This is a genomic window from Bacillus coahuilensis m4-4 (assembly GCF_000171615.1).
GTDB classification, from domain to species: Bacteria; Bacillota; Bacilli; order Bacillales; family Bacillaceae_K; genus Bacillus_T; species Bacillus_T coahuilensis.
Genome location: NZ_ABFU01000003.3, coordinates 37,922 through 56,525 on the forward strand (window position 1 = coordinate 37,922; position 18,604 = coordinate 56,525).

Genomic DNA, 18,604 nt, shown 5'->3' on the forward strand with positions numbered 1-18,604 from the left:
TCGCCTCCTGTAAAACCGAATAATTTATAGATAATATAACACTAATATACGGTTTTATACAAGAGAGTTTCGCTCACCCTGCATACGAACAGCAAAGACCTGATCACAAAATCCTCTTAATCCGTTATATACTCTTTGTACCTTTGACTCATACTCGACAATTCCAAACACAGTTGGCCCACTTCCACTCATTAGTACAGCGTCTGCGCCGAACCTTAGCATTTGTTCTTTAATTTGAGCAACCTCTGGATGCATGGTGAGTGTCACGCTCTCTAATACATTTCCTAATTGATCACACATCATGTCATAATCGCTTAGGGTTAGTGCTTGAATCATTCCTTTTGTATGGGGGTGACTAACAGAATCTAGCTTAAGATTTTTATATACGTCCGCCGTCGATACACCAATAGTCGGCTTTGCTAAGATGACCCAACAATTAGGCGGGGCAGGTAACTCTTGAATCTTTTCACCTCTACCTGTCGCTAGCGCCGTGCCTCCGTGTACGCAGAAAGAAACATCTGAACCTATTTTTGAGCCTAGTTCTGCAAGTTCATTTTGAGATATCCCAAGATTCCACAGCTGATTCAAACCGCGTAGCGTAGCAGCTGCATCACTACTTCCACCAGCTAAGCCAGCTGCAACTGGAATAACCTTATCAATGGAAATAGAAACACCTTGTTTAATTTGATACTGCTCTTTTAATAGCTTTGCTGCTTGATAAGCTAAGTTTCTACCATCATCAGGAACAAAGCGATTATGAGATAAAATACGAATTTCATCCTGTGGTAATTCTTGCAGATCAATTCGATCCGCTAAATCAATCGTCGTCATGACCATTTCAACCTCATGGAATCCATCCGGCCTTTTATGTAGTACATCTAAGGATAAATTAATTTTCGCTGGAGCTTTTACCATAAGCTTCAATACAAACACCTACTTCTTCTCATCACTCTAATAATTGTCTTTATTTTACCACTTTTCTTCTTAAATCGTAACTGCCTGTACATCTTCATGGTAATTTCATTAGAATGTTCAATAAATGAGGTGCACAGAACCACCAGTAGGAGCAGTTCCTCTATATAGAAAAGAAAAGCCGAACTCAAAGGTTCAGCTTTTAGTGGCATGGTATGGTAATAAAAAGATCAAACTAGTTATTGGTTCATCAGCTGTTGCTGTGCAATTTCAACGGCACGTTTGGTGATATTACCAGCATCTCGGGCTGTAATACCACCCCAACCTTCTCTTTCGACAACATCATAAAAGCCGAGTTCTTTCGCAATCTCTTCTTTTACTTTATAAGAAAGAACACCTTTTCGTCTGCTCATCTTATCAACCCTTTCTGTGCCACTACCTTTAGTTTTCTTCATTATTTAAGAATTCATTAGCGTAATTCTTGGGTCTTTTACCAACCATCCAAAGCAAACGAAAAAAGCAGAGAGCAAAAGGCTACAAATCAACCTGCTGTTCTCTACTTTTTTCGAATTGCATTATGTCATTGCAACGTTCCCTGGTGCTTCTTCGTAAAATGTTAACTCAACTGTTTCAGTTAAGACATCGGCATAGCTGTATGAAACTCTCTCAAAAGCATTTTCTTCTTGGTCTAGCTCCACTACAAAAACAGAAGGATACGTTTCAGAAAGAATTCCCGTTCGTTCGATGGTCTTACGACGTCCCCCGTTTGCTTTTAGTAAGAGTCGTTTTCCAAGATTAGAATCGAGTGCTTTTTTAATATCGCCTAGAGTTTTTGGCATTTCGCTCCACCTCACTAATTATAGTGTAACACGGATACAAAAAAACGTACAAATAAATATTTAATTTTAACAAGGAAAATAAAATTTTGTCAACGTTTTTTCTTCTACAAATTCTTGTCAATTTCAACATACTTAGTATATCCCAGATTTTTTTTCCTATGTAAAAAGGCCGATAGATCTATTTATCGGCCTAACGTTACTCTTCTTCACCTATTGAATGGTACGGCATCCCTGTCCTTAATACACCTTTTGACTCTATGCCACCAAGTCCTTTATCTCCCGTTAAGGTATTCCGAACGACTTCCCACACGTTTATGTGGTCTTTAAAAGGCGTATAAGCTATTTTAGACACAATATAAACAGGATCTAATGCATGAATATTAATACGTGTAGGAGAGCTTGCAAAATTAGCACCTGCGTGGATAAGAGACTCAAAGTGTGACTGACAAGCTCCCGCAAAAATAACAAGCTGATCTAAATGTGGAAATTTCTTTCTAGCCTCAAGCACCGTTTGAACAAAATAGGCAGAATGACGATACGCTTGAAGGTCCGTCTTCTTTCCTTTAGACCTAGAATAAGCATCGTGACCTGTAATGACTACTATTTGAGGACGGTAATAATCCAATAGCTTTCCTATTTCATTTGGCATCTCTTTTTCATTGCAGTAGAACCCATGTACAGGAACACCTATTTTTTCATACAAATCTAAGCATTTTTTTAAATACTGAGGATCTCCGTCTAAATGAAGAACCTTTCCAGGCACTTGAAAATAAGGTGAATGTTCCGTGTACCCTTTTGTAGAAATATGCTGCTCCCTTTCAAGGAGTAATCGCTTATCTTGCTGAAACAACTCAAAGGACTGCTCCTCTAAATTCTTCAGTTCCTTCGCTTTCGCATGGACACTTCTTGTATCCATCTCGACTAAATCCTCAAGCGGTGCATCCGCTATTAGGCGATAGTCTTCACCGTACAATATCGCAAACTCTTTCCCGTCTATTTTTTTCAGTTCAATAACCCGAAACACTATATCTTTATCATAAGATCGTCTTCCAACGACTGAATGAAGCTTTATTGTCACCTTCCTCATCTCCAGTTGGACCATTATCCCAAATTCTTTTCTTTCTACTTTATGCGTAAAAGGGAGGAGAAGTGAATGGAACCTTTTACCCCAAGAGAGTGAAGTCTGACTTTATCTCTAAAAGCCTAGTCAAAGTTCTAAACATCCCCTACAAAGCAGCACCTACATACCACTCTATTTGTTCAAGCTTCACCCACTTTTAACTACCCTACAAAACAAAAAAAGCCTCCAAATGGATATCTGAAGGCTCAATATACTAGATATTCTCTTTAAAATGCGGGTAGAGAGCGTTGCTTAGTTCAGCAAACTCTTCAATACTTAATGTCTCTCCTCGGCGCGTAGGATCCACTCCTACGCTCTCTAGACACTGAACAAGTAGATCCTTTTTGTTTTTTCCTTCTACTAACTGAGACGACAAGTTGTTCAGAATCGTTTTTCTTCTCTGGGCAAAAGACGCTCTCGTTACGGTAAAAAAGAAATCTTCATCTTCTACCCTAGCAATAGGTTCTTTTCGTTTCGTTAAACGTATAACCGCTGAATCTACATTAGGCTGCGGCATAAAGACCGTTTTCGGTACAATCATCACCGTTTCCGCTTCCGTATAGTATTGGATGGCAATCGATAAAGAACCATATTCCTTCGTCCCTGGCTTGGCAGAAATACGATCAGCCACTTCTTTCTGAAGCATCACCACAATACGATCGATCGGCAAGCGTTCAAGTAGCACTCTCATAATAATGGGTGTCGTAATATAATACGGCAAGTTAGCCACCAGCATGAGTGGGTCATCTGGAGAAAACTGTTCGCGTAATACTGATTCCACATCCGCCTTTAAGAAATCCTGTAGGATAATTTCAACATTATCATATGGAGATAGTGTATCTTCTAATATAGGCACTAGACGCTGGTCGATTTCAAACGACACAACCTTCTTCGCACTCCTAGCTAAATGCTCGGTTAAGGCCCCAATCCCAGGGCCCACTTCCACTGCGCCGAATTCTTTTGTTAATCCTGCAGCTTCCGTAATATTTCGAAGTATATTGGGATCGATTAAAAAGTTCTGTCCCAGACTCTTTTTAAAAGAAAATCCATGTTTTTGTAAAATCTCTTTCGTTCGTATCGGTGTAGCAATATCCTTCACTCAGCTTGTTCCTCCTCGATGATTTCTTGTACAGCACTACTAAATTCTTCTTTAGAAATTTGAAACATTGTTAATCGCTGATATAACTGTTTCCCATTTGTATACCCTATACGTAGCTTAGTGCCTAATCGCTCTCTTCTTGCCTTGGAGCCAGGTCCTGCGACCAAACCGGCATCTAATAAATCTTCTTTGGTAATAAATGATTCTGTGGGTGCCTCCATCGTTAATGCGTGCCGTAAGGCCTCCTGAATACTTCCTTTACTCGCATGCTCCACCCCTACTCCCTTTCGGTTGCGTCCGTACGCTTCCTCTCGTGGAATAAAGGCATGCTTGCATCCCGGTACAGCCTGTTCAATGGTTTTGCGGATCTTCTGCCCTGGATAATCAGGGTCCGTCAAAATAATGACCCCTCTTTTTTCTTGTGCGTGTTTTATCTTTTCAATGGTTTCAGATGAAATGGCAGATCCATTCGTTTCAATCGTATCTGCGTTCACTGCTTGCTGCACAGCAACCGTATCATCTTTACCCTCTACTACTATAATCTCTTTAATTTTCACTATAAACGCCTACTTACTTTACTCTTTTTCGTTGGTATCCTCACTATCATACTCATTCTACACTAAAAAGCGCAAGTTCCTCCTTTTAGTCCTTGATTTCTCTGTATCATTTTGAAAAGAAGCTTTGTTCTATCTGGATTGTTGATTTACGATCATCCTCAGTAGTGGATTGGAGCGGAAGCCCACAACAGTATAGAATATATCCAAAAAGAAAACAGGAGACATAAGCCTCCTGTTTCCCTTTTAACCTATTAATCTAGGATTTTAATTAAGACATTCTTTCGCCCGAACGCTAATGCATCTGACTTAGAAGAAAAGAATAAATCAATCTTGTTTCCTTTAATCGCTGATCCTGTGTCAGCAGCAACGGCATAGCCGTACCCTTCCACCCAAACTTTGGTTCCTAATGGGATAACACTCGGATCAACAGCAATTACTTTGGAATTTGGATTTGCTCTTAAATCAATACCTGTCGCAGTTACCCCAGAGCATCCGTTACAAAAAGCGGTATACGCTGTGGCACTCACATAAAACTCACGAGCACTTGATGATGGTGCGGATGAAGATGTGGTCCCACGAGACACTTGTGCTGTCACAACTTTTGTTCCAACGGCAACAATTTTATCTTCTGCTTTCTCTACAACTTCTTCCGTCACAAGTTTGCGGTCTACTTCTTTGCCATTTTCTTTAATGACTTCGTATTCTTTTTTCACTTTACCGCTTTTACCTGATTGAACGACTTTTTCTACACCTTTTCAAGACTTGAATCCTTCTGTGTAACAACGGCATAATCCGTGGATTCTTCCACTACATCGGTGACTTTTTCAACTCGGATGATATGGATCCCATCATTTTGAGAGATCAATTTGTCTAAGCCTGGCTCTACACGGTCAAGTTCACCTAGTGTAAATCCTTGTTGCTTTAAAAAGTCAGCGACCGTAGTCGAAACGGACCACACTTCTTTTTCTTCTCCGCCATCATTTACTTTAACAGCGAATGCTTTCTGTATTTGTACCTTCGTATCTTTTGCTAACTGTTCGCTTAACTTCGGAGTTACTTGATCATTTTCTGCAAGGGTAATATCTTGCTCTCTCAACAGCTCTTCAACGGTATCGGCTGTCGTCCATACGGAAATAATTTCTTCTCCTACAGTTAATTGTACCTGTTTTGCTGGTTCCCAAATGACTTGCATATGATTGGTTACCTTCGAATCCAACGCTGGGTATACATAGTCCTTTTCGTTAAAGGCTACGTCTAAATCTTGTAATATTTCTTCAACTGATGCTGCTCTCGTAGATAAGGTTTGTTCTTCTCCGTCAAGAATAACAGTGATTGAGTGCTTTGAAGTTTCAAAAAGAATAAAACCATAGATGATTGAAAAAGCTATGGAACTTGTAATCGCAATCAACCAATTCCTTTTACGCGATGAATTAGAAAACAGGCTTTTCATGTTTGTAAAGTTCATGAAAAGTCCCTCCTTTTCTTTCGGAGTGATTATATAGGATAGTTAAATAGAATGTCAACTGGTAGGGATTTCTAATTCAAATGATGAATCATAAAACAAAGTAGAATTCTCCTTCTTCGTACTAGCCGTACAACTCCCTGACAAACCTAACTGATTCCTATATAATCACTGCATAATATCGACCATGCCTCTTGTATTAACGATCAGCTTGAATGTTAAATACACGAAGGGCATTTTCTGTCGTAATTTTTTCTACCTCTTCTATAGAAATTTCTTTAATAGAAGCAATCTCTTCTGCTACTAATCGAACATACGCCGGCTCATTTCGCTTCCCACGATAGGGATGCGGAGCTAGATAAGGACAATCAGTTTCAACTAGTAATTTTTCTATTGGGACAACGTTGGCTACTTCTTTCGGCTTCTTTGCATTTTTGAATGTTACTGGTCCACCTAGAGATATGTAAAAGTTCAGTTCAACACATTCCATCGCTGTTTCTGCACTCCCACTAAAGCAGTGCATAATTCCTCCAACTTCTTGTGCATTTTCTTCTTTAAGTATTTCAACTATATCTGCTGTGGCATCTCGATTATGAATGACAATGGGTAACTGAACCTTACGAGCTAAGCGGATTTGCTTTCTAAATACTTCTTTCTGCACATCCTTTGGTGACTTATCCCAGTGGTAATCTAACCCCATCTCTCCAAGAGCAACAACTTTTGGGTGAGCGGAAAGTTCTTCAATCCAAACTAGATCTTCATCTGTCATATCAATGGCGTCAACAGGGTGCCACCCCACACTAGCATATAGAAAATCGTATTCTTCAACTAGCTCCATTGCTTTTTTTATCGTTGGACGATCAAACCCAACAACGACCATCTTTTCTACTCCAGATTCTTTTGCTCTCCCTATCACCTCGTTTAGGTCAGAATCAAATTGCTCAGCGTTTAAATGTACATGAGTATCAAACAACATAACCAAAAACACTTCCTTTGGTAAAATTAGTGTAACGGAAAAGATAATGACAAGCATCTCATTCCCATAACAATTCTATTACATTTTTCCTATAGTACTTGTAATATATCCTTAAAAGCGATAATATGTCGGACTTTCGTTTCATATGGCGATATAGCTTTACCCTTGTAGAATGCTGTTTAAACCATTCCTATTTTTTTACTCGCTCTTACTTTTTAGACAAAAATCACCACTTGGCAGAAGAAAAAAAAGAGATTCACGTCGAAAAATGTTTCACGTGAAACTCTTTTTACTCATTACTTCACTTGCGTACCATTCGGTAAGGTTTCAGCGATAGAAGCGAGGGATAATGCACCGTCTTCTTTCCCTGCTAAGATCATTCCTTGAGATAATTCTCCTCTTAACTTCACTGGCTTAAGATTTGTAACACAAATGACTTTTTTGCCCACTACTTCTTCAGGTTTATAAAACTCGGCAATACCAGAGACAACTTGGCGTTTTTCATACCCTAAGTCAAGCTGAAGCTTTAGAAGCTTATTGGCTTTTTTGATGGGCTCCGCTTCTATTACTTCTGCTACTCGAAGATCAATTTTCATAAAGTCGTCAATCGTTATCTCTTCTACTTCTGGGATAGCTGGTGCTTCTTTTGTTTCTTCTACTGAAGCTGACCCACTCATTTTTTCTTTAATATAGGTTACTTCCTCTTCCATTTCTAAGCGAGGGAAAATTGGTTCACCCTTTTTCACCACTTTTGTACCACTAGGAATAGAATCAAAACGTTCAATGCTTTCCCAAGATTGTAACGATTCATCTGTTACGCCTAATTGTTCAAAGATTTTCCCAGGCGTTTTGGTTAAGAAGGGCTTTAATAAAACGGCAGCTCTTCTTAACGATTCCGCTAAATGATACATAACCTCTGACAACTCTTCTTTTCTTTCTTCCTCTTTTGCCAGTGCCCAAGGAGACGTTTCATCAATGTATTTATTTGTTCGGCTAATTAACTGCCATACTTTTGTTAACGCAACAGAAAACTCCATGTTCTCCATCGCTTCCTCATACCCTTTTACGGTCTCATGGTTTACCTTAACTAATTGTGTTGAGAACTCATTTTTTGATTCACTATATGAAGGTATTTCACCATCAAAATACTTGTTCATCATAGCCACCGTTCGGTTTAAAAGATTTCCTAAGTCGTTAGCAAGATCAAAGTTAATGCGTTCCACGAAACCTTCTGGCGTAAATACTCCATCTGCTCCGAACGGTACTTCTCTTAGTAAATAGTAACGAAGTGAATCTAATCCATAACGATCAATTAACGTAACAGGATCCACTACATTACCTTTAGATTTACTCATTTTTCCGTCTTTCATTAATAACCAACCATGAGCAAACACCTTCTTTGGTAATGGTAGATCTAAAGCCATTAACATAATCGGCCAATAAATGGTATGGAAACGAACAATCTCTTTCCCAACTAGATGTACATCAGCAGGCCAATAGTTAACATATTTATGGTCATCCTCTGAACCGTATCCAAGAGCAGAGATATAGTTTGATAACGCATCAATCCAAACATACACAACGTGCTTAGGATTTCCAGGAACTTTAATTCCCCAATCAAAGGTTGTCCTAGACACTGCTAAATCCTCAAGTCCTGGTTTAATGAAATTGTTAATCATTTCATTTTTACGAGATTCAGGTTGGATGAAGCCTGGATTTTCTTCATAGTATTGTAATAAACGGTCTGCATATTTACTTACTTTAAAGAAATAGGATTCTTCCTTTACCTTTTCTACTTCTCGCCCGCAATCAGGACATTTTCCGTCAACTAGTTGACGTTCTGTAAAGAAGGATTCACAAGGTGTACAATACCAGCCTTCATATTGATCAAGGTAAATATCCCCTTGTTCTACAAGCTGAGCAAAGATTTTTTCAACCACTTGCTTATGACGGGATTCAGTCGTTCGGATATAATCGTCATATGAGATATCAAGCTTCTCCCATAGATCCTTGACTCCCTTCACAATCTCATCTACGTATTCAATCGGTGTAACATTTTGCTCCTCTGCTTTACGTTGGATCTTTTGTCCATGCTCATCTGTGCCTGTTAAATACATCACGTCAAACCCTCTTAGGCGTTTATATCTTGCCATGGCATCTCCTGCCACAGTTGTATACGCATGCCCAATATGTAAGTTACCGCTAGGGTAATAGATCGGGGTCGTTATATAGAATGTATTTAGTTTCTCTTGCATATTTTCTCCTCCTTTAACTTCAAATCCTTAAGGATCACTAGATAAAACATATGGTCTCATACCAATTATACAAATAAAAGCAAGAAATTCCTCGGTATTCCTATCCTCTTATTCTAAATATCTTTACATTTTTTCCTCTTCTATCATCAAAATATACCTAAAATTAAAGACTGCTGCAACTTTCTACCTTATATATAGGCTTGGATAAACAGTATGCGGAGACAAAGAATAACGAAAGCTACTCGCTCACGCTAGAATAGAAACTTCAAAAGGTGTTCTTTTGCTTCTAAAATGCCTTAAAGGACTTAGCCGCTGGAGCTCGACAAGACCCTACTAACTTCTTCAGGACACTAAATAATATCCCTTGAATTGTTAGCGGCCGAAGGGGGTTTTTCTCGTCGAATAGACCGGATTTTTTGTCGAATTTTGTCTTACGATGTAGTTTTTCGACATTAAGAAGTTAGTACGGGAATAACTTTTTCTTTCATTTTTTCCAATAGAAATAAATGTAAAATTGCATAACGCTAGCATTACACACGATATTTTGACCAAAAAATTTACAGTTATTATTATTGACGTTTTTAGGAAACGCTGATATGATAGATTCATAAGCAAGAATATTGTCGAATGTTGACGAAATGATAACAGATCATTATGACATAAATAAACTAGTAATCTTAATTAGTAGGAGGAGAATTATATGAAATCTACAGGTATTGTACGTAAGGTTGACGAATTAGGACGCGTGGTTATTCCAATCGAGCTGCGTAGAACTTTAGGAATTGCTGAAAAAGACGCATTAGAAATCTACGTAGATGATGACAAAATCATCTTAAAGAAATACAAACCAAACATGACTTGCCAAATTACTGGTGAAGTTTCTGACGATAACCTAAAACTTGCTGAAGGAAAAGTAATCCTTAGCCGTGAAGGTGCAGAGCAATTAATCAGCGAAATTCAAAATTCGTTTAAATTAAAATAATACCAAAAGCGTCATTCATGTAAATATGAATGACGCTTTTTCTTACTATTCAATCTCATGATAAGCCTGATACACTTCACGCTTTTGAATAGTACGCTCTACTGCCACTTTTTTTATAGCATCCTTTGAAGATAATCCTTTTTCATCTATGTAATATAAAACATGCTCACGAAGGCCTAATGTTTCCCACCAGTTGGGTTCTTCTACCTTTTCAGAGCCTTCAATAATCATGCAAAATTCCCCTCTAATCTCATGGTCTTCTGCCCATTTAACCGCTTCTGCCGTTGTCCCTCTTAAAAATTCTTCGAACTTCTTGGTTAATTCCCTACATAAGACGATTGGACGTTCACCTAGAATGTCTAAAATCGTATGTAAGGTGTCTTTCAGACGATGGGGAGATTCGTAAAGAATAAAGGTTGAGGTTTGTTTAGTTAACTCTTCAAGCTCTCGTTTTCTTTGCTTTTTATCACGAGATAAAAATCCATAAAAATAAAATGGCTGAGGAACGAGACCTGACGCTATGAGAGCCGTTAACGCTGCATTCGCACCTGGAAGTGGAATCACACTGATTCCTGCCTCAATTGCCTCTTGGACAAGCTCATAGCCTGGGTCTGAAATACACGGCATCCCTGCATCACTTACAAGAGCGACCGTTTGACCGCTCTGCAGCTTTTCAATTAAATGACCCCCACTAACTCGTTTATTATGATCATGGTAGCTAACAATCGGTGTCGTAATATCAAAATAATTACATAGTTTTTTCGTATTTCTTGTATCCTCTGCTGCAATCCAGTCCGCCTCTTTTAGGAGTCTTACACAACGGAATGTCATATCTTCAAGATTTCCAATGGGAGTAGCAACCAAATATAGCTTTCCTAGCGACTCCACTTCATAGCTTTTTTGACTCTTCACCGTTAACTCCTCCACTCATTTGATCTATTTTACGTTTTCTAGATTGCTTTTTAAAATAATACTCCGCCCTCATGGCTTCTCTCTTACTTTCAAATGTTTCCCAGTACTTTAGTGTCACTGGTCGCTTGGCCTTCGTATATTTGGCCCCTTTTCCTGTATTATGCTCATGTACACGCCTTACCATGTCCGTCGTATAACCAGTATAATAACTACCATCTGTACATTCTAGCACATACATATAATGACGCTTATTCGTCATACAATAAAGCTCTCATCTCTTTTGTATAATCCTCTCCAGTAAAAATATAAAAAGGAGGAAGAATTTTCAAGTCGGGCTTCCCATGCTTGATTCCTTCTATTAAAAGAATGTTTGCTTCCTTTCCGACACGTGGATATACAAGCTGCATTCGTTTCGGTTCAAGGTCATGGGATCTCATACTTGTAATGATATCGACCAGTCGACCTGGACGATGGACAAATGCCGCTTTCCCACCGTACTTTAGGAGTCCTGACGTCGTTCTCATCACATCATCTAATGTGCAATAGATCTCGTGTCTTGCGATGGCTAGGTGTTCATTAGGATTGATCACCTCTTCATGACTGGTCGTGAAATACGGGGGATTGCAGGTCACGGTATCATATGAATCCTTCCTGATTTCCTTAGGAAGATCCTTTAAATCTCCATGGTACAACTTTATCTGACCTTCTAGCTCATTATACTCCACGCTTCTTCGTGCCATATCATACAATCGTTCCTGTATTTCTAGCCCTTCAATAAATGTCCTTGTTTTACTGCTAAGGAGTAGTGGAACTACCCCATTTCCCGTACACAGGTCCATGACTTTCCCTTTGGCACGGGGGACACTTGCAAAGTTTGCAAGCAATACCGCATCAAGAGAAAAAGAAAAGACAGAAGGACTTTGAATGATACGTAGATTTTCTTTTAATAAGTAATCCAAACGCTCGTCATTTTTTAACATACACGCACCTCGTTCTCTGAAAAAAACCTTCCTATTTATGTATAGGAAGGTTCATCTATCTTACCATCATCACTCATGCTAGGCCCTGCTTATTTTTTATTTAAGAAGGATAAGCAAAACAAGCAATCTTCATCTTTACGTGGACTACCAAAGTGAACATTACAGATATGAAATCCTTCTTGATAGAGTCTAGCTAAGTTATCATAGCCTTCTCCTACGTCCGTAGTGGATTCCACTTCTTTTTTCTTTGTTCCTTTAGGGTGGACCTGTTGAGAGTTCTCGGTTGTCTCCAGTCGTTGACGTAAAAGCTTATTCTCCATTTGAAGTGTGTGATTTTCTTCAATCATTTCAGCTAGTACATGCTTAAGCTGGCCAATTTGTTCGTGCATTTGACCTATTTGTTGTTCCATCTGAATGACAGAATCAAAGAACTCTTTTTTATCCAATACATCCACCTCATTACTCTGTGGCTTGAATAACAGCGCTAGCATTCATCAACTCATCTAGCGTATACTCAAGTACTCGCTCTAATTCAGGAACCTCCACTTGGAGGATTCTTTCTAATAAATTCAACCCTACCACTTTTCCTTTACCTGCTGGAGTCGTAACAGACGCTCCGATATCAGGAAGTAACTCTTTCGCTTCCTCATATTCATCATTTTCATATTTTAAGCAGCACATTAAACGGCCGCATAAGCCCGAAATCTTAGTAGGATTCAATGACAGATTTTGATCCTTTGCCATTTTAATCGACACCGGTTCAAAATCTCCTAGGAATGTAGAACAGCAAAGCATACGTCCACACGGCCCTATTCCACCTAGCATCTTCGCTTCATCGCGTACTCCAATTTGTCTTAGCTCAATACGCGTTCTAAATATAGAAGCTAAATCCTTTACTAGCTCACGGAAGTCTACACGACCATCCGCTGTAAAATAAAAGATGATTTTATTACGATCAAATGTATACTCTACATCCACTAGCTTCATTTCAAGCTGATGCTCGTTTACTTTCGTACAGCAAATATCATAGGCTTGTTTTGCTTCTGCTACATTTTCTTGAACAATGAGTCGATCCTTTTGGTCAGCAATGCGAACGACCTTTTTTAGTGGAAGCACAACATCATGCTCTTCGACAAACTTTGAACCAACCACGGCTTTACCGTATTCGACTCCACGAACAGTTTCTACAATGACATAGTCATCTTGTTGTATATCAAGATCCCCTGGATCGAAATAATATATTTTGCCCGCTTTTTTTAAAGCGAACGCCAATTACCTTATACAAAGGTGTATCCCCCCTGCAATTTTAACAAAAGCTGCTCCATTAACAGCTGTGTGTTCATATTTGCGTTTAATTTACCTTTAGCTTCTAAAACGATAGACATATTGTCTGTGAGCATGCTAGATGAAAGATGGAGTGCTTCTCCTTGGAATTGTTCCAATTTGTCTGGGTAAGCAAGCTCCTCCTGCTTATTTAAACCCAAATAAAGGAGGTCTTTATATAGTAATAATAACAAGTCTAGTCCACGTTCTACTTGTTGCTTATCTTTAAAGTGTTGTAAATATTCCTCTTGCAAGTATATAAGAGCTTGCATCGGTTCTTTACGAAGTACTTCATATAATTTTAACACTATCTTTCGTGCTTGTGCAAACCACTCATCTGACGAAAGCTCTAATGCTTCATGATAATTATTGGTAAGATTCGAGATAAGAGAGGCAATCGGTAGACTAACCCCTTCTTCTACTAATCGATTTTTCACTACATGATGAGGAAGAGATTGAAAGGATATCATTTGACAGCGTGACAGAATGGTAGGCAAAATTCGGTGCTGTTGCTCTGTAATAATAATCGCTACCGTATCTGCTTCCGGCTCTTCTAAAAATTTCAACAAGCTATTAGCCGCGTTGACTGTCATTTTATCTCCATGATCGATAATATAAAATTTATGCTTCGATTCCACTCCGGTCTTACTAAACTCTTCTTGCAAGGAGCGAATTTGATCTTTTTTAATCGATAGTCCGTCTGGCTCAATGATATGAACGTCCGGATGATTCCTACGCTGTATCCGCTGACAATTATTACACTTTTCGCATGGCCTATACTCTACGGGTGTTTCACAAAACATTCGTTTTGCTAGAAGAATCGCCGTATCTAGCTTCCCTGTTCCTCGTTCCCCTTCAAATAAATAAGCATGACCTATACGATGTTTTTCTATACTATTTCGTAGCATCTTCAATACAATCGGCTGAAGAGCTTCTAACTCATTCCACGTTGAACTCACACATATCACTCACTTAAGTGTACAAGTTTATTAATAATCCTTTAACTTCACCAATTTTGTTTAAAATGTGAAGAGCGGGCTTTTCTTTATCTAATAGGTCTTCAGTTAATGAGATTAACATCTCGTCAATTTGACGAACGATCTTTAAATGTCTTCCTTCACCAAATTGATTCCACGTATGAGATTGTTTTAAATCAAATCCATACTCAACAGCTTCCTCTACGAATTTCTTTACAAGGTTTTTATATTTAGCTAAATCTCTAGCATTTCTACTTCTAGCAAGCCTCGCTCCTGCTTGTTCAATATCTCCGAACATCTTAGCTAGCTGCTCTGCTTGAAGCTTTTGTCCCTCGGTTCTAACAAGAGACTGAAAGCTCCTACCATTGGGCGGAGACTGCTTCGTATCAAGTCTTGATGAATCGATGCCAACACGAATATCTTGATTTATTTTCATAGAGATCCCCTTTATACCTTAGAACTGCATAAACTTTTCAATTGGTAGAACGAATACAGTGGCTCCCCCAACCTCAACTTCAACCGGGTAAGGTATATAAGAATCAGCGTTTCCACCCATTGGAGAGACTGGTGCAACCATTTGATCTCTAGATTGACAGCTTTCTTTAATAACGCTTAGTGCTTTCTCCACACGAATGTCCTCTGTACCAATCATGAACGTAGTGTTTCCTGAACGGAGAAAACCACCGGTGGTTGCGAGTTTAGTTGATCGAAAATTATGCTCCATTAAGCTTTGAGATAATTTATTACTATCCTGATCTTGAACGACCGCAATAATTAATTTCAAAGGTATTCCCTCCCCTTACACTCCTTCTTCCTACCATTATAACAATTTTACGTATAACCTACACAGGAAATCTCTGTGAATTCCTATATTTTCTATAAAAAAGATAAAATAAACAGGTGGGCTACTATATATAGAAAAACAGACCTCTTCATAGGTCTGCTATCTATCACCCTATTTTATATGGTGTAAAATAATCTGAAGTGCCTCTTCTACTACTTGATGAACGTCTTGATCTGCATTGACTAACTGTACACGATTCTTATTTCTGCTTATGACTTTTTTATAGCCTTCATACACCTTATGATGAAACTCTATTCCCTCTAAATCTAAACGATTAATCTCTCTACCTTTATTACGAGCGATTCTCTCTAATCCTGCTTCAGGAGAGATATCAAAAAAGAGAGTTAAGGAGGGCATACACCCATCAATAGCAAATTCGTTTATGTTCAACACTTCATCAACCCCAAGCCCTCTAGCATAGCCTTGATACGCAAGAGAACTATCTAAGAATCGGTCGCAAATAATCACTTTCCCGTCCTCTAAAGCCGGTAACACCTTTTCAACCAAGTGTTGCCTTCTAGCAGCAGCATAAAGGAGTGCTTCCGTTCTTGGGTCCATACTAGTATTTTCTGGGTTAAGGATAATACTACGTATATCCTCTGCAATCGCAATCCCCCCTGGCTCTCTAGTCGCCACCGCGTCAATGGATTCCTCCTGCAACCTCTCTAGAAGCCTCTTCACAACCGTTGTTTTCCCGGCTCCCTCAGGTCCTTCTACTGTAATAAAATAACCACTTTTTCTCATGTTCCATCCTCCTGCTTGCCCAATAAATACGTTAAGACCTTCCCTGATTTACCTATATTACTACCTTGAAATCGAACGCCAGATTGAAGTAATCTCTCGATTTCTCTCCTATGTTCCCTTTTCATAAGTTCACCCTTTAGTACTACCGGTACTCCTGGTGGGTATGGAATTAACGTTTCTGCTGATACCTTTCCCTCTGCTTCCACTACATCAACTTCCATGGTTTTCGTACCATCTGGAATAGATACAAGAGACGTAATATGTTGGAGAACAACCACTGGTGTAGTCACCATAAGTGGCTCTTGTGTTAAAAGGTACTTTACTGCCAGACGAATAGATTCTACAGATGCTTCTAAATACGTCTCTTCGCCTTCTTTAAGTAAAGGTAAGACCATTAAAACCTGATAAGAATCGCCTAACTCAGCATACACACCTTCTCTTAGCAATGCTTCTAGTAACTGCTGACCATTATATCCCTCGCATCGAAGTAGCAGTTTTAGGGGATCGTCTGTCTCTACAACAGATATGCCTTCTACATTCCAAAGAGCCTGTATAAAGCTAGCTCTCTTCGTTATGTAGTATATCTCATCTTGTTCATTATAAGTAGACAGATAGTCACGGGCCCAGTCTAATGACATCATGATAGGATATGAAGGCGAGCTAGACTGTAGCAATGATAGGTACTCTTTGACTTTCACTCCGTCTACTCTATTTGATCCAATATGCAGATAAGAGCCCATTGTCATTGCAGGTAATGTTTTATGAGCAGAATGAATCACAATATCGGCTCCCATGAAGAGGGAGGACTGGGGGAAATGTGCACCTACCCCAAAATGAGCCCCGTGAGCTTCGTCTACAATCACAACCATTCGATTCTCATGACATATCTCGATTAATTCCTTTATGTTATACGTTATTCCGTAATAAGTAGGATACGTTAAAATACACACTTTTACATGAGGATACTGACAGATTGCTTCTTTTAATAGAGTAGAAGAAACGCCTGTGACACTTAAGGTCAGGTCATCCCATTCAACAGGCAAAAAGACCCCATGCCCTTTTGCTAAACGAACCCCATTCATCACAGACTTATGACAATTCTTTTGAACGAAAACCTCTTCTCCTTCTTTCACACAGGATAGGATGGCTGCAAGATTGCCTACTGTACTTCCCCCGACTAAAAAAAAGCTTTTATGAGATTGATAATAGTTGGCCAGTAAACTCTCTGCCTCTGCTATTGGACCACTCGGATCATGTAAATCATCTAAGCCTGACAGCTCCGTTTGATCAAAAGACAAAAACGATCGAACGTCTTCTGAATAACGACCAACCCACCCATTTTTATGACCTGGTACATGATAGGAGTAGGGCTTCTTTTTTTGATGGGTCATCAATGCTTCCACTAATGGGAGGCTTGTCCTCTTTTCTTTCAATTCATTTCGCTCCTTTTCTTTCTCATCCATTTTAAATAGAAAAAAAGCTCTTATGTAAGAGCTTCTTTATGATGGAATCTGACTAGATGTTACTTTTCTTAGTTTCGTAACATAATAGGAGTAACTAATCTCATTTGTCTCAGTTGAAACCATGTCCCGTTCACATTCCATACAGATAAAAGAAGTATATAAATGAATTCCTTCTTCTTTGATTTCTTCACATATAATACAACATTCTCCGCTCCATTTATTTTGGTTCATCTCCTCCACCTCCAGTAGGTTAGTTTTCCCACTTTTACTGATTGTATACAAGATTCAAACTTTTATAGGTATTATAACTATATGTAGCGAGATCCTATTTGTGTATGTCTACCCTGATTTATCTACCTCATACAGATTTTTACAAAAAAAACAGTCTATCTCTAAAGATAGACTGTTTTATCATTTGCACGGSGACGTCCTACTCTCACAGGGGGAAGCCCCCAACTACCATCGGCGCTGAAGAGCTTAACTTCCGTGTTCGGTATGGGAACGGGTGTGACCTCTTCGCTATTGCCACCATACATATTCAGTTTGACAGTAAATTGTACTCTCAAAACTAGATAAAGTTCATGAAGATACGTTGAATATCGTGTGTTAGATTATTTTGGTTAAGTCCTCGACCGATTAGTATTCGTCAGCTCCATATGTCACCATACTTCCACCTCGAACCTATCAACCTGATCATCTTTCAGGGGTCTTACTTCAAAGAAAGAGAAATCTCATCTTGAGGGGGGCTTCATGCTTAGATGCTTTCAGCACTTATCCCTTCCGCACATAGCTACCCAGCGATGCCTTTGGCAAGACAACTGGTACACCAGCGGTGCGTCCATCCCGGTCCTCTCGTACTAAGGACAGCTCCTCTCAAATTTCTTACGCCCACGACGGATAGGGACCGAACTGTCTCACGACGTTCTGAACCCAGCTCGCGTACCGCTTTAATGGGCGAACAGCCCAACCCTTGGGACCGACTACAGCCCCAGGATGCGATGAGCCGACATCGAGGTGCCAAACCTCCCCGTCGATGTGGACTCTTGGGGGAGATAGCCTGTTATCCCCCGGGGTAGCTTTTATCCCGTTGAGCGATGGCCTTTCCATGCGGAACCAACGGAATCACTAAGCCCGAATTTCGTCCCTGCTCAACTTGTAG

Annotated in this window: 21 protein-coding genes, 2 rRNA genes and 1 pseudogene; 1 reads left to right on the forward strand and 23 read right to left on the reverse strand. The window is 39.4% G+C overall.

All coding sequences use genetic code 11. The features are described from left to right. Positions 1-54 precede the first annotated feature (54 nt). The 10 genes from ispE to metG form a co-directional block, all read right to left on the reverse strand. Positions 55-915: a 4-(cytidine 5'-diphospho)-2-C-methyl-D-erythritol kinase gene (ispE, locus tag M44_RS00510; protein WP_420167081.1), complete on the reverse strand. Its 861-nt coding sequence runs from the start codon at positions 913-915 to the stop codon at positions 55-57. Positions 916-1,151: 236 nt separating this feature from the next. Next, positions 1,152-1,325: a small, acid-soluble spore protein, alpha/beta type gene (locus M44_RS00515; protein ID WP_010169570.1), complete on the reverse strand. Its 174-nt coding sequence runs from the start codon at positions 1,323-1,325 to the stop codon at positions 1,152-1,154. Positions 1,326-1,487: 162 nt separating this feature from the next. Beyond that, positions 1,488-1,751 carry a biofilm formation stimulator Veg gene (gene veg, locus M44_RS00520; protein WP_010169572.1) on the reverse strand — a complete coding sequence of 88 codons (264 nt, stop codon included), beginning with the start codon at positions 1,749-1,751 and terminating at the stop codon, positions 1,488-1,490. 196 nt (positions 1,752-1,947) lie between these two features. Next, positions 1,948-2,838, reverse strand: coding sequence for a sporulation peptidase YabG (gene yabG / locus M44_RS00525; RefSeq protein ID WP_153007726.1), 891 nt, complete (start codon positions 2,836-2,838; stop codon positions 1,948-1,950). Positions 2,839-3,085: 247 nt separating this feature from the next. Continuing rightward, positions 3,086-3,970, reverse strand: a complete 885-nt coding sequence (gene rsmA / locus M44_RS00530; protein WP_010169577.1) for a 16S rRNA (adenine(1518)-N(6)/adenine(1519)-N(6))-dimethyltransferase RsmA — start codon at positions 3,968-3,970, stop codon at positions 3,086-3,088. Beyond that, the gene (gene rnmV / locus M44_RS00535; RefSeq protein WP_010169578.1) at positions 3,967-4,527 is read right to left on the reverse strand and encodes a ribonuclease M5; all 561 of its coding nucleotides are present in this window, start codon (positions 4,525-4,527) and stop codon (positions 3,967-3,969) included. Before rnmV ends, rsmA begins: the two co-directional genes overlap by 4 nt. Before the next feature lie 251 nt (positions 4,528-4,778). Beyond that, positions 4,779-5,240: a 3D domain-containing protein gene (locus M44_RS29200; protein WP_337443970.1), complete on the reverse strand. Its 462-nt coding sequence runs from the start codon at positions 5,238-5,240 to the stop codon at positions 4,779-4,781. Positions 5,241-5,272: 32 nt separating this feature from the next. Further along, on the reverse strand, positions 5,273-5,992 hold the full coding sequence (locus tag M44_RS29215) for a ubiquitin-like domain-containing protein (RefSeq protein WP_337443971.1): 720 nt from the start codon (positions 5,990-5,992) through the stop codon (positions 5,273-5,275). 196 nt (positions 5,993-6,188) lie between these two features. After that, positions 6,189-6,965 (reverse strand): TatD family hydrolase, encoded by a 777-nt coding sequence (locus M44_RS00545; RefSeq protein WP_010169580.1) that lies wholly within the window; start codon positions 6,963-6,965, stop codon positions 6,189-6,191. Positions 6,966-7,261: 296 nt separating this feature from the next. Next, positions 7,262-9,220, reverse strand: coding sequence for a methionine--tRNA ligase (gene metG, locus M44_RS00550; RefSeq protein ID WP_010169582.1), 1,959 nt, complete (start codon positions 9,218-9,220; stop codon positions 7,262-7,264). A 700-nt stretch (positions 9,221-9,920) separates the two neighbouring features. Between metG and M44_RS00555 the strand changes: the two genes are divergently transcribed. Continuing rightward, on the forward strand, positions 9,921-10,202 hold the full coding sequence (locus tag M44_RS00555) for an AbrB/MazE/SpoVT family DNA-binding domain-containing protein (RefSeq protein WP_010169584.1): 282 nt from the start codon (positions 9,921-9,923) through the stop codon (positions 10,200-10,202). Between the two features lie 45 nt (positions 10,203-10,247). Here the strand turns inward: M44_RS00555 and rsmI are convergent, their stop codons facing one another. From rsmI to M44_RS00620, 13 genes and pseudogenes are all read right to left on the reverse strand, one after another. After that, complete coding sequence (gene rsmI / locus M44_RS00560) at positions 10,248-11,114, reverse strand: 16S rRNA (cytidine(1402)-2'-O)-methyltransferase (protein WP_010169585.1); 867 nt, start codon at positions 11,112-11,114, stop codon at positions 10,248-10,250. Continuing rightward, entirely contained in the window at positions 11,092-11,373 is a 282-nt protein-coding gene (locus M44_RS00565) for a GIY-YIG nuclease family protein (RefSeq protein WP_010169587.1), read from the reverse strand. The genes rsmI and M44_RS00565 overlap by 23 nt, the downstream gene beginning before the upstream one ends. Next, on the reverse strand, positions 11,363-12,094 hold the full coding sequence (locus tag M44_RS00570) for a tRNA1(Val) (adenine(37)-N6)-methyltransferase (protein WP_010169589.1): 732 nt from the start codon (positions 12,092-12,094) through the stop codon (positions 11,363-11,365). The genes M44_RS00565 and M44_RS00570 overlap by 11 nt, the downstream gene beginning before the upstream one ends. An 89-nt stretch (positions 12,095-12,183) precedes the next feature. After that, the gene (gene yabA, locus M44_RS00575; RefSeq protein WP_010169590.1) at positions 12,184-12,540 is read right to left on the reverse strand and encodes a DNA replication initiation control protein YabA; all 357 of its coding nucleotides are present in this window, start codon (positions 12,538-12,540) and stop codon (positions 12,184-12,186) included. A 13-nt stretch (positions 12,541-12,553) separates the two neighbouring features. Then, positions 12,554-13,379, reverse strand: a pseudogene (locus M44_RS19460) (PSP1 domain-containing protein). Next, on the reverse strand, positions 13,372-14,376 hold the full coding sequence (gene holB / locus M44_RS00585) for a DNA polymerase III subunit delta' (protein ID WP_010169596.1): 1,005 nt from the start codon (positions 14,374-14,376) through the stop codon (positions 13,372-13,374). The pseudogene M44_RS19460 and the gene holB overlap by 8 nt, the downstream one beginning before the upstream one ends. Before the next feature lie 13 nt (positions 14,377-14,389). After that, positions 14,390-14,830, reverse strand: a complete 441-nt coding sequence (locus M44_RS00590) for a YaaR family protein (RefSeq protein ID WP_010169598.1) — start codon at positions 14,828-14,830, stop codon at positions 14,390-14,392. 18 nt (positions 14,831-14,848) lie between these two features. After that, positions 14,849-15,178, reverse strand: coding sequence for a cyclic-di-AMP receptor (locus tag M44_RS00595; RefSeq protein WP_010169599.1), 330 nt, complete (start codon positions 15,176-15,178; stop codon positions 14,849-14,851). A gap of 171 nt (positions 15,179-15,349) precedes the next feature. Then, the gene (gene tmk, locus M44_RS00600) at positions 15,350-15,982 is read right to left on the reverse strand and encodes a dTMP kinase (protein ID WP_010169601.1); all 633 of its coding nucleotides are present in this window, start codon (positions 15,980-15,982) and stop codon (positions 15,350-15,352) included. Beyond that, positions 15,979-17,415, reverse strand: a complete 1,437-nt coding sequence (locus M44_RS00605; protein ID WP_029326658.1) for an aminotransferase class I/II-fold pyridoxal phosphate-dependent enzyme — start codon at positions 17,413-17,415, stop codon at positions 15,979-15,981. The genes tmk and M44_RS00605 overlap by 4 nt, the downstream gene beginning before the upstream one ends. Positions 17,416-17,481: 66 nt before the next feature. Then, on the reverse strand, positions 17,482-17,676 hold the full coding sequence (locus M44_RS00610) for a sigma factor G inhibitor Gin (protein WP_010169606.1): 195 nt from the start codon (positions 17,674-17,676) through the stop codon (positions 17,482-17,484). Positions 17,677-17,862: 186 nt separating this feature from the next. Beyond that, a 5S ribosomal RNA gene (gene rrf, locus M44_RS00615) occupies positions 17,863-17,978 on the reverse strand. 83 nt (positions 17,979-18,061) lie between these two features. Next, a 23S ribosomal RNA gene (locus M44_RS00620) occupies positions 18,062-18,604 on the reverse strand; the annotation flags it as partial.